The organism is Streptomyces albus subsp. albus (genome assembly GCF_000725885.1).
GTDB lineage: Bacteria > Actinomycetota > Actinomycetes > Streptomycetales > Streptomycetaceae > Streptomyces > Streptomyces albus.
Genome location: NZ_JODR01000025.1, coordinates 87325 through 101872, shown reverse-complemented (window position 1 = coordinate 101872; position 14548 = coordinate 87325). Strand labels below are relative to the sequence as shown.

At 72.1% G+C, this 14548-nt stretch carries 15 protein-coding genes; 12 read left to right on the top strand and 3 right to left on the bottom strand.

Annotated elements, in window-relative coordinates; genetic code table 11:
* Positions 1 to 184 precede the first annotated feature (184 nt).
* The 6 genes from ald to IO40_RS0126335 all read left to right on the top strand — a co-directional run bounded on the left by ald (position 185) and on the right by IO40_RS0126335 (position 6850).
* Complete coding sequence (ald, locus tag IO40_RS0126360) at positions 185 to 1300, top strand: alanine dehydrogenase (RefSeq protein WP_033229538.1); 1116 nt, start codon at positions 185 to 187, stop codon at positions 1298 to 1300.
* A gap of 534 nt (positions 1301 to 1834) precedes the next feature.
* Entirely contained in the window at positions 1835 to 2899 is a 1065-nt protein-coding gene (locus tag IO40_RS0126355; RefSeq protein WP_016468063.1) for a ParA family protein, read from the top strand.
* Entirely contained in the window at positions 2896 to 3567 is a 672-nt protein-coding gene (locus tag IO40_RS0126350; RefSeq protein ID WP_031176259.1) for a hypothetical protein, read from the top strand. Before IO40_RS0126355 ends, IO40_RS0126350 begins: the two co-directional genes overlap by 4 nt.
* A gap of 25 nt (positions 3568 to 3592) precedes the next feature.
* On the top strand, positions 3593 to 5104 hold the full coding sequence (locus IO40_RS38310; protein ID WP_051719297.1) for a segregation/condensation protein A: 1512 nt from the start codon (positions 3593 to 3595) through the stop codon (positions 5102 to 5104).
* On the top strand, positions 5097 to 5810 hold the full coding sequence (scpB, locus tag IO40_RS0126340) for an SMC-Scp complex subunit ScpB (RefSeq protein ID WP_016468060.1): 714 nt from the start codon (positions 5097 to 5099) through the stop codon (positions 5808 to 5810). The genes IO40_RS38310 and scpB overlap by 8 nt, the downstream gene beginning before the upstream one ends.
* The gene (locus tag IO40_RS0126335) at positions 5810 to 6850 is read left to right on the top strand and encodes a pseudouridine synthase (RefSeq protein WP_016468059.1); all 1041 of its coding nucleotides are present in this window, start codon (positions 5810 to 5812) and stop codon (positions 6848 to 6850) included. The genes scpB and IO40_RS0126335 overlap by 1 nt, the downstream gene beginning before the upstream one ends.
* A 68-nt stretch (positions 6851 to 6918) precedes the next feature.
* On the opposite strand, the gene IO40_RS0126330 is transcribed toward IO40_RS0126335, so the two are convergent.
* Positions 6919 to 7239, bottom strand: coding sequence for a DUF952 domain-containing protein (locus tag IO40_RS0126330; RefSeq protein ID WP_016468058.1), 321 nt, complete (start codon positions 7237 to 7239; stop codon positions 6919 to 6921).
* A gap of 104 nt (positions 7240 to 7343) precedes the next feature.
* Here IO40_RS0126330 and aroH point away from each other — a divergent pair, with 104 nt between their 5' ends.
* The 5 genes from aroH to der all read left to right on the top strand — a co-directional run bounded on the left by aroH (position 7344) and on the right by der (position 12018).
* Positions 7344 to 7715 carry a chorismate mutase gene (aroH, locus tag IO40_RS0126325; RefSeq protein ID WP_016468057.1) on the top strand — a complete coding sequence of 124 codons (372 nt, stop codon included), beginning with the start codon at positions 7344 to 7346 and terminating at the stop codon, positions 7713 to 7715.
* Positions 7715 to 8806, top strand: a complete 1092-nt coding sequence (locus tag IO40_RS0126320; protein WP_016468056.1) for a prephenate dehydrogenase — start codon at positions 7715 to 7717, stop codon at positions 8804 to 8806. Before aroH ends, IO40_RS0126320 begins: the two co-directional genes overlap by 1 nt.
* 259 nt (positions 8807 to 9065) lie before the next feature.
* Positions 9066 to 9797 carry a (d)CMP kinase gene (cmk, locus tag IO40_RS0126315; protein WP_031176257.1) on the top strand — a complete coding sequence of 244 codons (732 nt, stop codon included), beginning with the start codon at positions 9066 to 9068 and terminating at the stop codon, positions 9795 to 9797.
* Between the two features lie 68 nt (positions 9798 to 9865).
* On the top strand, positions 9866 to 10453 hold the full coding sequence (locus tag IO40_RS0126310) for a lysophospholipid acyltransferase family protein (protein ID WP_374117517.1): 588 nt from the start codon (positions 9866 to 9868) through the stop codon (positions 10451 to 10453).
* Between the two features lie 83 nt (positions 10454 to 10536).
* Entirely contained in the window at positions 10537 to 12018 is a 1482-nt protein-coding gene (gene der, locus IO40_RS0126305) for a ribosome biogenesis GTPase Der (protein WP_016468053.1), read from the top strand.
* Positions 12019 to 12113: 95 nt separating this feature from the next.
* Here the strand turns inward: der and IO40_RS0126300 are convergent, their stop codons facing one another.
* Positions 12114 to 12371 (bottom strand): hypothetical protein, encoded by a 258-nt coding sequence (locus IO40_RS0126300; RefSeq protein WP_031176256.1) that lies wholly within the window; start codon positions 12369 to 12371, stop codon positions 12114 to 12116.
* A gap of 206 nt (positions 12372 to 12577) precedes the next feature.
* Positions 12578 to 13405 carry a hypothetical protein gene (locus IO40_RS0126295; RefSeq protein WP_031027906.1) on the bottom strand — a complete coding sequence of 276 codons (828 nt, stop codon included), beginning with the start codon at positions 13403 to 13405 and terminating at the stop codon, positions 12578 to 12580.
* Positions 13406 to 13858: 453 nt separating this feature from the next.
* On the opposite strand from IO40_RS0126295, the gene IO40_RS0126290 reads away from it, so the two are divergent.
* Positions 13859 to 14515, top strand: a complete 657-nt coding sequence (locus IO40_RS0126290; protein WP_030408879.1) for a LysM peptidoglycan-binding domain-containing protein — start codon at positions 13859 to 13861, stop codon at positions 14513 to 14515.
* Positions 14516 to 14548 lie beyond the last annotated feature (33 nt).

Genomic DNA, 14548 nt, shown 5'->3' with positions numbered 1-14548 from the left:
CCCCTGAGCCTCGCAACCTGCGAAACGTATAGCATTCTCGGAATAGATCGACTGTTTGTAAGGCTGGACAGGTAAGCGTCCTTAATTAGACTGGTTGAGCCGCGGTCCCGCCGGTGTTTTCGAGCATGTGCGACCCGGCGTCTTCCCCAGCCTTCTGCACCCCGAGTGAAGGACCGTGATCGACGTGAAGGTCGGTATCCCCCGCGAGGTCAAGAACAACGAGTTCCGTGTCGCCATCACCCCCGCCGGGGTGATGGAGCTGGCGCGGAACGGCCACCAGGTCTTCGTCGAGAAGGACGCCGGCGCGGGCTCGTCCATCCCGGACGGGGAGTACACCGCCGCCGGAGCGACGATCCTGGAGACGGCGGACGAGGTGTGGGCCACCGCCGACCTCGTGCTCAAGGTCAAGGAGCCGGTCGCCGAGGAGTACCACCGCCTCCGCAAGGACCAGACCCTCTTCACCTATCTGCACCTGGCCGCGTCCCGCGAGTGCACCGACGCCCTGCTGAAGGCCGGCACCACCGCCATCGCCTACGAGACGGTCGAGCTGCCCAACCGCACGCTGCCGCTGCTGGCCCCCATGTCGGAGGTCGCGGGCCGGATCGCCCCGCAGGTCGGCGCCTACCACCTGATGGCCTCCGCGGGCGGTCGCGGTGTGCTGCCCGGCGGTGTGCCCGGGGTCAACCCCGGCCGCGCGGTCGTCATCGGCGGCGGCGTCTCCGGCTGGAACGCCACCCAGATCGCCGTGGGCCTCGGCTTCCACGTCACCCTGCTCGACAAGGACATCAACAAGCTCCGCGAGGCCGACAAGATCTTCGGCAACCGGGTGCGCACCATCAGCTCCAACGCCTTCGAGCTGGAGCGGGCCGTGCTGGAGGCCGACCTGGTGGTCGGTGCCGTGCTGATCCCGGGCGCGAAGGCGCCGAAGCTGGTCAGCAACGACCTGGTGTCCCGGATGAAGCCCGGAAGTGTCCTTGTCGACATCGCGATCGACCAGGGCGGCTGCTTCGAGGACTCGCGCCCGACCACGCACGCCGAGCCGACCTTCCCGGTCCACGACTCGGTCTTCTACTGCGTCGCCAACATGCCCGGCGCCGTGCCGAACACCTCCACGCACGCGCTGACCAACGCGACCCTGCCCTACATCGTCGAGGTCGCCAACCGCGGCTGGCGCGAGGCCCTGCGCCGCGACCCGGCGCTCGCCAAGGGTCTCAACACCCACGAGGGCGAACTGACGTACGGCTCCGTCGGCGAGGCCCACGGCCTGCCGGTGCGTGACACGGCGGCGCTGCTGGGCTGAGCGCCCGCCGCGCGGGCCGCCGGGGCGGCAGGGTGCGGGATTCGGACAGAGTCCGCGCCCGGTCAACCCCCGGGGTCAACGTCAGCAACATCACGTCACCGTCCGGACCCCGGGGGGAGGGTCCGGGCGGTGACGTCGTCATGTCCGCATACAGTCATCCGACTCGCCGAGAACATCACCGTCCGACCGTTTTGCCCCCCGGTGAAACCGCCCGGACGTCACCCGGGAGCCTCTTGACACGACGGCGGTCGCATACCGACACATCGTGCCGTCTACGGCGGATTGTGTTGCTGCGGACCGCCGACACGCCATAGAGTCGCCAACCGTCGGCATGGTGTCACGCTGACTAGTCGAGAAATTTCCTGGTCACCTGAGGAGGTACGACGACTTGTGAACGAGTCGACATTTTCTCCCGGGGGTGGTCAACCAGGAGCGCCTGAACGCGGCCAGGGGTCCTTCGGTCCCACAGGGCCCGAGGGTGTCGGCTCCGTCGCTGTCCGCACCTTCGCGGCCCACCAGAACCCGACGCACACCATGACAGCCAACCAGAGCACGGACGGCCAACACGTGAACGCCACGGCCGGCGACGCTACGAACGGTCAGTCCGCCGAGCGTTTCGCCGACTACAGTGACCCCCACTACGACCCCAACTACGGCGAACTGCCCGAGGGGCACTTCTACGACCCGGACGCGGAGTACGAACCCGATCCGGAGTACGCGGCGACGCTCGCGCCCGACGCGGCACGCCAGCGCCGCGAGCGCATCGGCCCCACCGGCCGGCCGCTGCCGTACTTCCCGATCCCCGGCCCCGTCAACGAGCACGGACCGGCCAAGATCATCGCGATGTGCAACCAGAAGGGCGGGGTCGGCAAGACGACCTCGACCATCAACCTGGGCGCGGCCCTCGCGGAGTACGGACGGCGGGTGCTGCTCGTCGACTTCGACCCGCAGGGCGCCCTCTCGGTCGGCCTCGGCGTCAACCCGATGGAACTCGACCTGACGGTCTACAACCTGCTGATGGAACGCGGCCTGGCCCCCGACGAGGTGCTGCTCAAGACCGCGGTCGCCGGCATGGACCTGCTGCCCAGCAACATCGACCTGTCGGCGGCCGAGGTGCAGCTCGTCAGCGAGGTCGCCCGCGAGTCCACGCTCCAGCGCGCACTCGCCCCGCTGCTGAGCGACTACGACTTCATCGTGATCGACTGCCAGCCCTCGCTCGGCCTGCTCACGGTCAACGCGCTCACCGCGGCGCACAAGGTGATCGTCCCGCTGGAGTGCGAGTTCTTCGCACTGCGCGGCGTCGCCCTGCTGACCGAGACGATCGAGAAGGTGCAGGAGCGGCTCAACCCCGAACTCCAACTCGACGGCATCCTGGCCACGATGTACGACTCGCGGACCGTGCACAGCCGCGAGGTGCTCGCCCGCGTCGTGGAGGCGTTCGACGACAACGTGTACCACACGGTCATCGGACGCACCGTCCGCTTCCCGGAGACCACCGTCGCCGGTGAGCCGATCACGACGTACGCCTCCAACTCCGTCGGTGCCGCCGCCTATCGCCAGCTCGCCAGGGAGGTGCTCGCCCGGTGCCACGCCGAGTGAGTCTCCCGGCAGCCGACGAATTGTTCCGTACGACCGGTGGTGCCGCCGTCCAGCCCTCGGCACCCCAGCAGGACCCCCAGCAGAACGGCCGGCTCAACGGCGAGGCGGCGCCGGACCCGGACGGCGCGACGCCGCCTCCCGCGCCCTCCGGCGGTGCCAAGGTGCCCGCACCCGCCTCCGAGCCCGCCCCCCAGTCCGCCGGCGCCGAGCACGCCGCCACCGGTGACCCGCAGGGCGAGACCGGCGGCAGCGCAGCCGAACACGCGGGCCGGCGCGGACGCGGCACGGCCAGGACGGACGAGCAGCGCCCCGCGTCCCCGCCCCAACAGGCGGGTCCCGCACCGGCGGAACGCTCCACCCGCCGCACCGGCGCGGCCAAGTCCCGGCAGGCCACCGGCTCTCCCGCCGCGGGGAGCGGTGCCGCCCCGCGGCGCGGCCGGGCCGCCCGCCGCCCCAGTGGACGCGAGCGCCACGACGAGAAGATCACCGTGTACGTCTCGGCCGAAGAGCTGATGGACCTCGAACACGCGCGGCTCGTCCTGCGCGGCGAACACGGACTGGCCGTCGACCGCGGCCGGATCGTGCGCGAGGCCGTCGCCGTGGTGCTGGCCGATCTGGAGTCCCGAGGAGACGCGAGCATTCTCGTACGGCGGTTGCGCGGGCGCTGACCTGCTTGCCAGTACGCTGCCTGCGATGCCGACTCCGCCGTCCGACGACACACTCCGCAACCGGGGCCGCCGCCCGCTGGGGCGGGGCCCCGGAGCGGTGACCGAACCGGCACCCGCCCCCGCACCGCGACCGGCGGCCCCGGACCAGACGGCCCCCCGGCAGCCGGCTTCCGAACCCGGGGCCGTCGCACCCGACACGCACCCGGAGGCGGAGGGCACGGCCGAACCGGAGCCCGGGGCGGAGACGGACGCGACCGAAACCGGAGCCGGGCCCCGCACCGAGGCCGAACCCCGCACCGAGGCCGGCCCCGAGCCTGGAACCGGGGGCGATCCCGACACGGAGGGCGAGCCCGAAAACGAGGCCGGATCCGGCCCCGAGGCCGAACCCCGCGCTGAGGCCGTCCCCGAGCCTCGCACCGAGGCCGGCCCCGAGCCTGGAACCGGGGCCGATCCCGACACGGAGGGCGAGCCCGAAAACGAGGCCGGATCCGGCCCCGAGGCCGAACCCCGCGCTGAGGCCGTCCCCGAGCCCCGCACCGAGGCCGTGCCTCCTACCGACTTCGGGCCCCGCGCCGGGGCCGATCCCGACACGGAGGGCGAGCCCGAATCCGGCACCGAGCCCGAATCCGGCACCGAGGCCGAGCCCGGCACCGAGGCCGAGCCCGGGACCGAGGTCGAGCCCCACACGGAGCAGGAGCCCGGGCCCCATGCAGAGGGCGACCCCGAACCCGAGCCCGACGACGGCCGGTTCCGGGTGGTCCTCGACAACTTCGAAGGCCCCTTCGACCTGCTCCTCCAGCTCATCTCCAAACACAAGCTGGACGTCACCGAAGTCGCCCTCTCCAAGGTCACCGACGAGTTCATGGCGCACATCCGTGCCATGGGCCCCGACTGGGACCTCGACCAGACCACCGAGTTCCTCGTCGTCGCCGCCACCCTCCTCGACCTGAAGGCCGCACGCCTGCTGCCCCAGGCCGAGGTGGAGGACGAGGCCGACCTCGCCCTTCTGGAAGCCCGCGACCTGCTCTTCGCGCGGCTGCTCCAGTACCGCGCCTACAAGCAGATCGCCCAGATCTTCGCCGACCGCCTCGACGTGGAGGCCCGGCGGTTCCCGCGTACGGTCGGTCTGGAGCCGCACCACGCCGAGCTGCTGCCCGAGGTGGCACTGAGCGTCGGCCCCGAGGGCTTCGCCAGGCTCGCCGTCAAAGCCATGCGGCCCAAACCGAAACCGCAGGTGTACGTCGAGCACATCCACGCGCCGCTGGTCAGCGTCCGCGAACAGGCCGAGGTCGTCGTCGCCCGGCTGCGGGAGAGGGGCGAGGCGACCTTCCAGGAGCTGACCGAGGACGCCGATGACACCCTCACCGTCGTCGCCCGCTTCCTCGCGGTGCTGGAGCTCTACCGCGAACGTGCCGTCGCCCTCGAACAGGAGGAGGCGCTGGGCGTCCTGCTCGTGCGCTGGAGCGGGACCGACGACGCCCAGCCGCGGGTGACCGACGAGTTCGACCAGGAGCCAGGAGAGCGCAAGGATGAGTGACACAGCCCCGGCCGCCGAGACCTACGAGGTGCAGGAGGCCGCAGGCGAGACGGACGATCTGGTGCAGGACCCGGCGGCCGGTCCGCCGGCGGGCGCCTCCGCCGTCGCGGAACTCGACCTGAAACCGGCCCTCGAAGCCGTCCTCATGGTGGTCGACGAGCCCGCCACCGCCGAACACCTCGCCAAGGTGCTGGAGCGCCGGCCCCGCGAGGTCTCCGACGCGCTGCGGGAACTCGCCGACGAGTACACCGCCCAGGGGCGCGGCTTCGAACTGCGGCTCGTCGCAGGCGGTTGGCGCTTCTACACCCGCGGTGACTACGCGGACGCCGTCGAACGTTTCGTCCTGGACGGCCAGCAGTCCCGGCTGACCCAGGCGGCCCTCGAAACCCTCGCCGTCGTCGCCTACCGGCAGCCGGTCAGCCGCTCCCGGGTCTCCGCCGTACGCGGCGTGAACTGCGACGGCGTGATGCGGACCCTCCTCCAGCGCGGTCTGGTGGAGGAGGCGGGCACGGAACCCGAGACAGGTGCGATCCTGTACAGGACGACGCATTACTTTCTGGAGCGGATGGGCCTGCGCGGCCTGGACGAGCTTCCGGAACTGGCGCCCTTCCTCCCGGAAGCGGAGGCCGTGGAGGGGGAGAGCCCAGAAGGGATGCCGTCGTTCGAGGTAGACGACCCTTCCCCACACTCCCAGACGGAACATTGATGCGAAGCAGCGGCAGGAACACCGGCGGTAACCGAGGCGGCAAGCGGAGCGGCGGCCGGCGGGGCGGGCAGCAGCCCTCCCGCGGCGGCTCCGGGCAGCTGCGCCCCGAGGAACGCCGCTACACCCAAGGCGGCGGCAAGGCCGGAGCATCGTCCGGCGGACCCCGCAAGAACGTGACCAAGAGCGGCGCCCCCAAGGCACGCGCCCGCAAGCCCTCGGCGCCCGCGCGGCCCCGCGAGTACGAGGCCCAGATCGAGGAGCGCAACCGCGCCCGGCACAGCAAGCCCGCGGTCAAGCTGCCCAAGACCTTCGGGGAGCAGGAGGGCGAACGCCTCCAGAAGGTGCTCGCCCGCGCCGGGATGGGCTCCCGGCGGGCCTGCGAGGAACTGGTCGACCAGGCACGGGTGGAGGTCAACGGCAAAATCGTCCGCGAGCAGGGGCTGCGGGTGGACCCCGACAAGGACGAGATCAAGGTCGACGGGCTGACCATCGCGACCCAGTCGTACGTGTTCTTCGCCCTCAACAAGCCCGCCGGGGTCGTGGCGTCCATGGAGGATCCCGAGGGCCGGCAGTGCCTGGGCGACTACGTCCAGAACCGGGAGACCCGGCTCTTCCACGTCGGCCGTCTCGACACCGAGACCGAGGGGCTGATCCTGCTCACCAACCACGGTGAGCTCGCCCACCGGCTCACCCACCCCCGCTACGGGGTGCGCAAGACGTACCTCGCCGCGATCCAGGGCCCGCTGCCGCGGGACCTCGGCAAGCGGCTCAAGGACGGGGTGCGGCTGGACGACGGGTACGCGCGGGCCGACCACTTCCGGGTGGTCGAGAACACCGGCAACAACTACCTCGTCGAGGTCTCGCTCCACGAGGGGCGCAAGCACATCGTGCGGCGGATGCTGGCCGAGGCCGGGTTCCCCGTGGAGAAGCTGGTGCGGACCCGGTTCGGGCCCATCGCCCTGGGGGACCAGAAGTCCGGCTGGCTGCGCCGGATGACCAATACGGAGGTGGGCATGCTCATGAACGAGGTCGGGCTGTAGGACCTCATCAGGGGCCCGGCCGCCGGGGTGGGGCCCCGCTCACGGGGGGCCGGGGGCGGGAGCCCGGGTCAGGACCACAGCGCGAGGGAGAGGGCACGGCCCTCCTCGTCGCGCCGGACCTCCAGCATGCCGGCCACCGCGGACCGGTTGACCCTCCCCAGAATCCGCGGCTCCGGCTCCCACCGCACCCGCGCGTCCAGCCGCCGCTCGTCGATCATGAGGGCCATGACGGGCCCCACCGTCTCCCGGAAGCGCGCGTCGGCGACGGCCAGCACCCGCTCCTCGTCGGCGAGGCAGGGGATGAAGCCGTCCTCGGCCAGTACCCGGGGGGAGTAGGGACGGTCCGGGGCCAGCAGCCAGTCGTCCAGCGGGACCACGTGGAAGATCATGCTTCACTTGTACCGTCTCACTGGGCGGTCGGCCCGGACATCCGCCCGTGCGCAGTACCTACGCTTTCCCGGCCAGGTAACCGGCGTGCGGGAAGGAGCAACAGGTGGCGGGTCGAGCGGTGCGTGCGGTGCGGGGCGCCGTCCAGTTGGAGCGGGACGACGCGGAGCACATGCACGAGCGGGTCGGTGAGCTGCTCACCGCCGTGCTGGAGCGCAACAGCCTGACGGCGGACGACCTGATCAGCATCTGGTTCACGGCGACACCGGATCTGCACTGCGACTTCCCCGCTGCGGCGGCCCGCAGGCTGGGCATCGTGGACGTGCCGCTCATCTGCGCGCAGGAACTGGATGTGGCGGGCGCGATGCCCCGGGTGGTCCGTATCCTGGCTCACACAGAGACCGAGCTGCCCAGGTCCGCCGTCCAGCACGTGTACCTCGGCGCAGCCGCCGCACTTCGCAAGGACATCGCTCAGTAATGCGCACAGCCCTCGTGCTCGGGACGGGACTCATCGGTACTTCGGCGGCGCTCGCCCTGGCGGCGCGCGGGGTCCAGGTGTATCTCAGCGACCGTGACCCGGAGCGGGCCCGTACGGCAGCCGCGCTGGGCGCGGGCACGGAGGGCGAGCCGGAGCCTGGCTCCGCGGTGGATCTGGCCATAGTGGCGGTACCGCCCGCGCACATCGCGGAGGCGGTCTCGGACGTGCAGCGGCGCGGTCTGGCGCGCGGTGTCATCGATGTGGGCAGCGTCAAGGGCGGGCCGCGCCGGGAGCTGGCCGAGCTGGGCGCCGATCTGACCACCTACCTGGGCAGTCACCCGATGTCGGGCCGTGAGCGGTCGGGTCCGCTGGCGGCCACGGCGGATCTGTTCGAGGGCCGGCCGTGGGTGCTGACCCCCACGCAGGGCACGGACACGGAGGTGCTCAACCTCGCGCTGGAGCTGATCGCGCTGTGCGGGGCCGTGCCGGTGGTGATGGACGCGGAGGCGCACGACCGTGCCGTGGCGCTGGTGTCGCACACCCCGCAGCTGCTCTCCAGTCTGGTGGCGGCCCGGCTGGAGGAGGCGGCGGAGACGGATGTGCGGCTGTGCGGCCAGGGCATCCGGGACGTGACGCGGATCGCGGGGTCCGACCCGGGGATGTGGGTGGACATCCTGTCGGCCAACCCCGGGCCGGTGGCCGACATCCTGGCGGCGGTGGCCACCGATCTGGAGGCGGCCGTGGGGGCGCTGCGGGCGCTGGACTCGCAGGACGAGGCGCGGCGGGCCTCGGGGGCGAGGGGCGTCGAGGAACTGCTGCGCCGCGGCAACGCGGGGCGGGCGCGGGTGCCCGGCAAGCACGGTCAGGCGCCGACGCGGTACGAGACGGTCACCGTGCTCATCAGCGACCGTCCGGGGCAGCTGGCCCGGATCTTCGCGGACGCGGGTTCGGTGGGGGTCAACATCGAGGACGTCCGGATCGAGCACGCGACCGGCCAGCAGGCGGGTTACATGCAGCTGATGGTGGAGCCGGGCGCGGTCCCGGTCCTGGAGCAGGAACTGCGCGAGCGCGGCTGGGCACTGCGCCGGTAGGCCCGCCGCCGGGGCCGCAAGGCCGCCGGCCGGAAGGCGCCGCCGAGGCCGCGAACCACCCCGGGACCGCAGGCCGAAGCGGGGCGCCACAGCCCGCTGGGGCGGGTGGCGGAGCAGCCGGGGAGGGGGTGCCGTCCGGGGCCCCGGACGTGCGGCGAGGGCCGTCCGCCACAGCCGGTAGCCTTGTGCGGGGCCCCTGCCCCGCCCCGCGCCGTCGCGCGCCGAGAGAGCCCCACGACCACGAAAGGTGCCCACCACCGTGTCTGCGACCCCTGCAGCAGTGATTGTCGCCATCGACGGCCCCTCCGGCACGGGCAAGTCGAGCACCTCCAAGGCCGTCGCGGCCCAGCTGGGGCTGAGCTACCTGGACACCGGTGCGCAGTACCGGGCGATCACCTGGTGGATGCTGAACAACGGCGTCGACGTCTCCGACCCGGAGGCGATCGCCGCGGCGGCGGACAAGCCGGTGATCACCTCCGGCACCGACCCGCGCGACCCGGCCATCTCTGCGGACGGCGTGGACGCCTCGGGCCCGATCCGCACCCAGGAGGTGACGGCCGCCGTCAGCGCGGTCAGCGCGGTGCCCCAGGTCCGTACGCGGATCACCGAGCTCCAGCGGTCCATCGCGGCCGAGGCCGCCGACGGCATCGTGGTGGAGGGCCGCGACATCGGTACGACGGTGCTGCCGCACGCGGACCTGAAGGTCTTCCTGACGGCTTCCCCCGAGGCGCGGGCCGCCCGCCGCAGCGGGGAGATGAAGACGGCGGACGGCAAGCCCGTCACCGACCTGGCGGCCACCCAGCAGGCGCTGGCCGCCCGTGACAAGGCCGACTCCAGCCGTAAGACGTCCCCGCTGAAGAAGGCCGACGACGCCGTCGAGGTGGACACCACGGACCTGACCCTGGAGCAGGTCATCGAGTGCGTCGTCACCCTGGTAGAGAAGGCGGCGGCGGCCAAGGCACAGCCGTCGGTGGAGAAGGCGGCCAGGTGACGGACGGTTCGCTTCAGGCGCCCGGGGAGCGGGGTGCCGCCGTCGGGCGGGCGCTGGGCGTGGGGCTGATGTATTCGCTGTGGCGGCCCCGGGTGCTGGGCGCCTGGCGGGTGCCGGCGGCGGGCCCGGTCATCCTGGCGGTCAACCACGCGCACAACATCGACGGCCCCATGCTGATGGGGACGGCGCCCCGCCCGGTGCACTTCCTGATCAAGAAGGAGGCGTTCGTCGGGCCGCTGGATCCGTTCCTGCGGGGGATCGGGCAGCTGCGGGTGGACCGCGATGCGGCCGACCGCGGCGCGGTCATGCAGGCGCTGGCGGTGCTGGAGCGCGGCGGGGTGCTGGGGATCTTCCCGGAGGGCACCCGCGGCGGGGGCGATTTCGCCTCGCTCCGGTCCGGGCTGTCCTATTTCGCGCTGCGTTCGGGTGCCGCCGTGGTCCCGGTCGCGGTGCTCGGCAGCGCCGAGCGTTCCGGCCGGCTGATACGGGCGCTTCCGCCTCTGCGCAGCCGGGTGGATGTGGTCTTCGGCGATCCGTTCACCGTGGGCGACGGCTCGGGGCGCCGGACGCGGAAGGCGCTGGACGAGGCGACGCTGGAGCTCCAGCAGCGGCTGACCGGTCATCTTGACGACGCGAGGCGGTTCACCGGCCGCTGACCGTACCGCCACTTCCCCCGCCGGTCTTCCCGCACCATTGACAGCCCCTTCACGGAACCGCTGAACGACGAGGACGAGACGTCATGAACGACCAGATGCACCCCGCCGACGACGGCATCGAGCACGGCCACGGTGAGTTGGGTGACGCCGAGTTCGCCGAGTTCATGGAGCTCGCTGCCGAGGAGGGCTTCGACCGGGAAGAGGTGGAGGGCGCGCTCGGTGAGGCCGGGCACGGTCCGCTGCCGGTCCTGGCGGTGGTCGGCCGGCCGAATGTCGGCAAGTCGACCCTGGTGAACCGGATCATCGGCCGTCGGGAGGCGGTCGTGGAGGACCGCCCCGGGGTGACCAGGGACCGGGTCACCTACGAGGCCGAGTGGGCGGGCCGCCGCTTCAAGGTGGTGGACACCGGCGGCTGGGAGCAGGACGTGCTCGGCATCGACGCGTCCGTGGCCGCGCAGGCGGAGTTCGCCGTCGAGGCGGCCGACGCGGTGGTCTTCGTGGTGGACGCCATGGTGGGCGCCACCGACACGGACGAGGCCGTGGTCAAGCTGCTGCGCCGGGCGGGCAAGCCGGTGGTGCTGTGCGCCAACAAGGTGGACGGCCCCTCCGGCGAGGCGGACGCCGCCTACCTGTGGTCGCTGGGCCTGGGCGAGCCGTACCCGGTCTCGGCGCTGCACGGGCGCGGTACCGGCGACATGCTGGACGAGGTCCTCAAGGTGCTGCCGCAGGCGCCCCGTGAGACGTTCGGCGACGTGGTGCTGGGCGGTCCGCGCCGGGTGGCCCTCATCGGCCGGCCGAACGTCGGCAAGTCGTCGCTGCTGAACAAGGTGGCGGGCGAGGAGCGGGTGGTCGTCAACGAGCTGGCGGGCACCACGCGTGACCCGGTGGACGAGCTGATCGAGCTGGGCGGCAAGACCTGGAAGTTCGTGGACACGGCCGGTATCCGCCGGCGCGTGCACATGACGGAGGGCGCCGACTACTACGCCTCGCTGCGCACGGCCGCCGCGCTGGAGAAGGCGGAGGTGGCGGTCGTACTGATCGATGTGAGCGAGTCGATCAGCACCCAGGACCTGCGCATCATCACCATGGCCGTCGAGTCGGGCCGCGCCGTCGTCCTCGCCTACAACAAGTGGGACACCCTGGACGAGGAGCGCCGCTTCTACCTGGAGCGGGAGATCGAGCAGGAGCTCGTCCAGGTGCGGTGGGCGCCGCGGGTGAACGTCTCGGCGCGTACGGGCCGGCACGTGGAGAAGCTGGTGCCCGCGATCGAGACGGCGCTGGCGGGCTGGGAGACGCGGGTGCCGACGGGCAGGCTGAACGCCTTCCTCGGTGAGCTGGTGGCCTCGCATCCGCACCCGGTCCGGGGCGGCAAGCAGCCGCGGGTCCTCTTCGGCACCCAGGCGGGTACCAAGCCGCCGCGGTTCGTGCTGTTCGCCTCGGGCTTCCTGGAGGCGGGCTACCGGCGGTTCATCGAGCGCCGGCTGCGCGAGGAGTTCGGTTTCGAGGGGACGCCGGTGCAGATCTCGGTGCGGGTGCGGGAGAAGCGCGGCCGGAAGAAGAAGTGAGAACCGGCCGTACGCCCGCTCGCTGCGGCGTACGGCCGGTGGGGCGCGCGCCCGCGTGCGCCGGTGCCGGCCGGGCGGACAACCGCCCGGCCGGTTCAGTGGTGGTGGCCGTAGCGCGGGGCCGGCGGCAGCGCCGGTACGTGCCAGGCGGGGGCGCGCCAGGGGGTGACCGGCGCGTCCTGCCGGCTCCAGGTGCCGGTTCCCGCGCCGGACGGTGTACCGAAGTCGAACCGCAGTTCTTCCTCGCCCGTACGGTCGCCGGGCAGCGCCCGGAAGAGTCTGCGGTACTCCGCGTACAGCGAGTCGTAGATGGGTGTCGCCCCGTCCGCGAACGTGCTGCGCGGCGACCGCATGCGGGGGACCGCGGGGGCCGCTGCCGCGGGGAGACGTCCGTGGCCGTGGGGGGCGGGATGGGCTCGGAGTGGCTCGTAATGCTGCACGTCTGCCCAACGACCGTGCGGCGTGCCGGATGCGGGCGCGGTCCGGGAATGACCTGATCGCCCGTTCTGCTGCCACTCGCCGCTCACGCCGCGGCCCCCCGCGGCCGGCGTGCCGCGGCTCATGTGCCCGCCAGCGGCATCGTGCCGGCGACCAGCACCCCGTCCGCCGCGGCCTTCTCCAGGGCCTCCCGCAGCAGGTCCTCGCGGGGCTGCTGGCCGATGGAGCCCACGGGGGCCGCGTAGACGACCACGGTGTGGTTGCGTGCCGCGGCGGTGCGCCAGCCCTCGGTGACGGCGAGCGGCTGGTGCGCCTGCCACCAGGCGACGGGCTGGGTGCCGGGGGAGGCGGGCGGCTGGAGCACGGCGTGCAGCTGCCCCATCGCCAGCAGCACCGACCAGCCCGTCACCGGTGGGGGCAGCTGTGCGACGTCCGTGACGGGGTGGAAGCCGTGCTCGATCAGCAGGGGGAGGAAGTCGTCGCCCGGCCCGTTGGTGCCCGGGCGGGCGATGGGGGAGGTGGGCTCCACGACGATCGCCGGGTGCAGGGTGTCCTCGATGAGGACCTGGCCGCAGGTCACGCCGAGCACGGCCTGCCGGGGGCCCGGCTCGGGCGCCGTCCCGACGGTCGGGGCGGCCTGGGCGGCGGACGACCGGGCCTCGGCGGTCTCCGCCTGCTGGTCGGCCTCGGTGAGGGTGCGTACGGCGCCCTGCAACTGGTCCTCGGAGACGGTCACGACCTGCGAGGGGATGCAGGCGGCGTGGGCGAAGGCGAGGACGGCCGTCTCCTCGCCGACGAAGAGCACCGTGCTGGTGCGCTCCGTACTGGTGTTGCCCCGGGAGCGGCACGAGGTGCAGTCGTACTCTCCTGGGGTGTTCTCGCCGGCGAGCAGCCTCTCGGCTTCGGCTTCGCCGATCTCGGCGCGTACGGCGTCGCTGACATCGAGCATGGGGGACACGGGAGCTCCTGGCTTTCGGTTCCTGTTCGCCTGGACAACGGACGATCTGTGGTCACGGTCACGCGCGGGCGGGCGCGGGTGTCCTCCGGCGGCCCGGATCCGGTGACGTACGAGGGGCGGGGCTTCACGCACCGTCAACAGATGGGACCTGCACCTGAGTTCGACTCGTGAAGTGACTCACAGTGGCGCCGCATGACTGTCAACTACTGTCCGGTGTGTACCGGTTTATGGGGTGTCTGAAAATCGCTGTTATAGCGGGTAACCGTGTGCTGACCTGCTGAGAAGAGGATCCGGTTTTAAATCGGGCGAGCCGCCCATACATTTCACGACGGTGCAACGCGCACCGCCCGGGACGGGCGGAGCCGAGTGCCGGCGCCCAACGCGCCGCGCCACTCGTCCGCACGGGGGAAGAGGGGGAACCCGGGATCGTGGAGAGGGTTTGATTTGTTCAAGCGTCGTACAGCAGCGGTGCTCACGGGTGCCGGTATCGCCGCCCCGCTCGCGCTGCTCGCCGCCACCGCTCCGACGGCCTCGGCGGCGTCGAACGACGGAGTGTGGGACCGCATCGCCCAGTGCGAGAGCGGGGGGAACTGGCAGACGAACACAGGGAACGGCTACTACGGCGGGCTCCAGTTCTCCGCCGGCACCTGGAAGGCGTACGGCGGCGGGGCGTATGCGCCCACCGCCGACCAGGCCAGCAAGGCGCAGCAGATCGCTGTCGCCGGCAAGGTGCAGCGCGCGCAGGGCTGGGGTGCCTGGCCCAACTGCTCGGCAAAGGCGGGTGCCTCCGGGACGCCCCCGCAGAGCACGGCACCGAGCCGGAACCAGAACACACAGCAGCCCTATCAAAACCAGCCACGGCAGCAACCGCAGCAGCAGCCGCAGGCCGGCTCGCAGCAGACGCCGGAGCGGCCCGTCACGCACCCCAACCGTGGCGCGGGGCGCGGTGGTTCCGGCAACTACACGGTCAAGGCCGGTGACACCCTCGGCGAGATCGCCGCGGCGCACGGCAAGGGCTGGAAGGACGTCTACGCCGACAACAGGGACGTCATCGGATCCGACCCGAACCTCATCGTGGTCGGCCAGAGGCTCCACGTCTGAGAACCGCTCCTCACAGGGAAGCCCATCCCACAG

What these genes read in the sequence shown, in the direction of transcription:
- IO40_RS0126330 (WP_016468058.1), bottom strand. Translation starts at nt 7,239, where the DNA reads ATGATCTTCCACGTGGTCCCGCTGGACGACTGGCTGCTGGCCCCGGAC.
- IO40_RS38310 (WP_051719297.1), top strand. Translation starts at nt 3,593, where the DNA reads ATGCCGACTCCGCCGTCCGACGACACACTCCGCAACCGGGGCCGCCGC.
- IO40_RS0126355 (WP_016468063.1), top strand. Translation starts at nt 1,835, where the DNA reads ATGACAGCCAACCAGAGCACGGACGGCCAACACGTGAACGCCACGGCC.
- der (WP_016468053.1), top strand. Translation starts at nt 10,537, where the DNA reads ATGAACGACCAGATGCACCCCGCCGACGACGGCATCGAGCACGGCCAC.
- IO40_RS0126295 (WP_031027906.1), bottom strand. Translation starts at nt 13,405, where the DNA reads ATGCTCGATGTCAGCGACGCCGTACGCGCCGAGATCGGCGAAGCCGAA.
- IO40_RS0126335 (WP_016468059.1), top strand. Translation starts at nt 5,810, where the DNA reads ATGCGAAGCAGCGGCAGGAACACCGGCGGTAACCGAGGCGGCAAGCGG.
- IO40_RS0126300 (WP_031176256.1), bottom strand. Translation starts at nt 12,371, where the DNA reads ATGCGGTCGCCGCGCAGCACGTTCGCGGACGGGGCGACACCCATCTAC.
- scpB (WP_016468060.1), top strand. Translation starts at nt 5,097, where the DNA reads ATGAGTGACACAGCCCCGGCCGCCGAGACCTACGAGGTGCAGGAGGCC.
- IO40_RS0126310 (WP_374117517.1), top strand. Translation starts at nt 9,866, where the DNA reads ATGTATTCGCTGTGGCGGCCCCGGGTGCTGGGCGCCTGGCGGGTGCCG.
- IO40_RS0126320 (WP_016468056.1), top strand. Translation starts at nt 7,715, where the DNA reads ATGCGCACAGCCCTCGTGCTCGGGACGGGACTCATCGGTACTTCGGCG.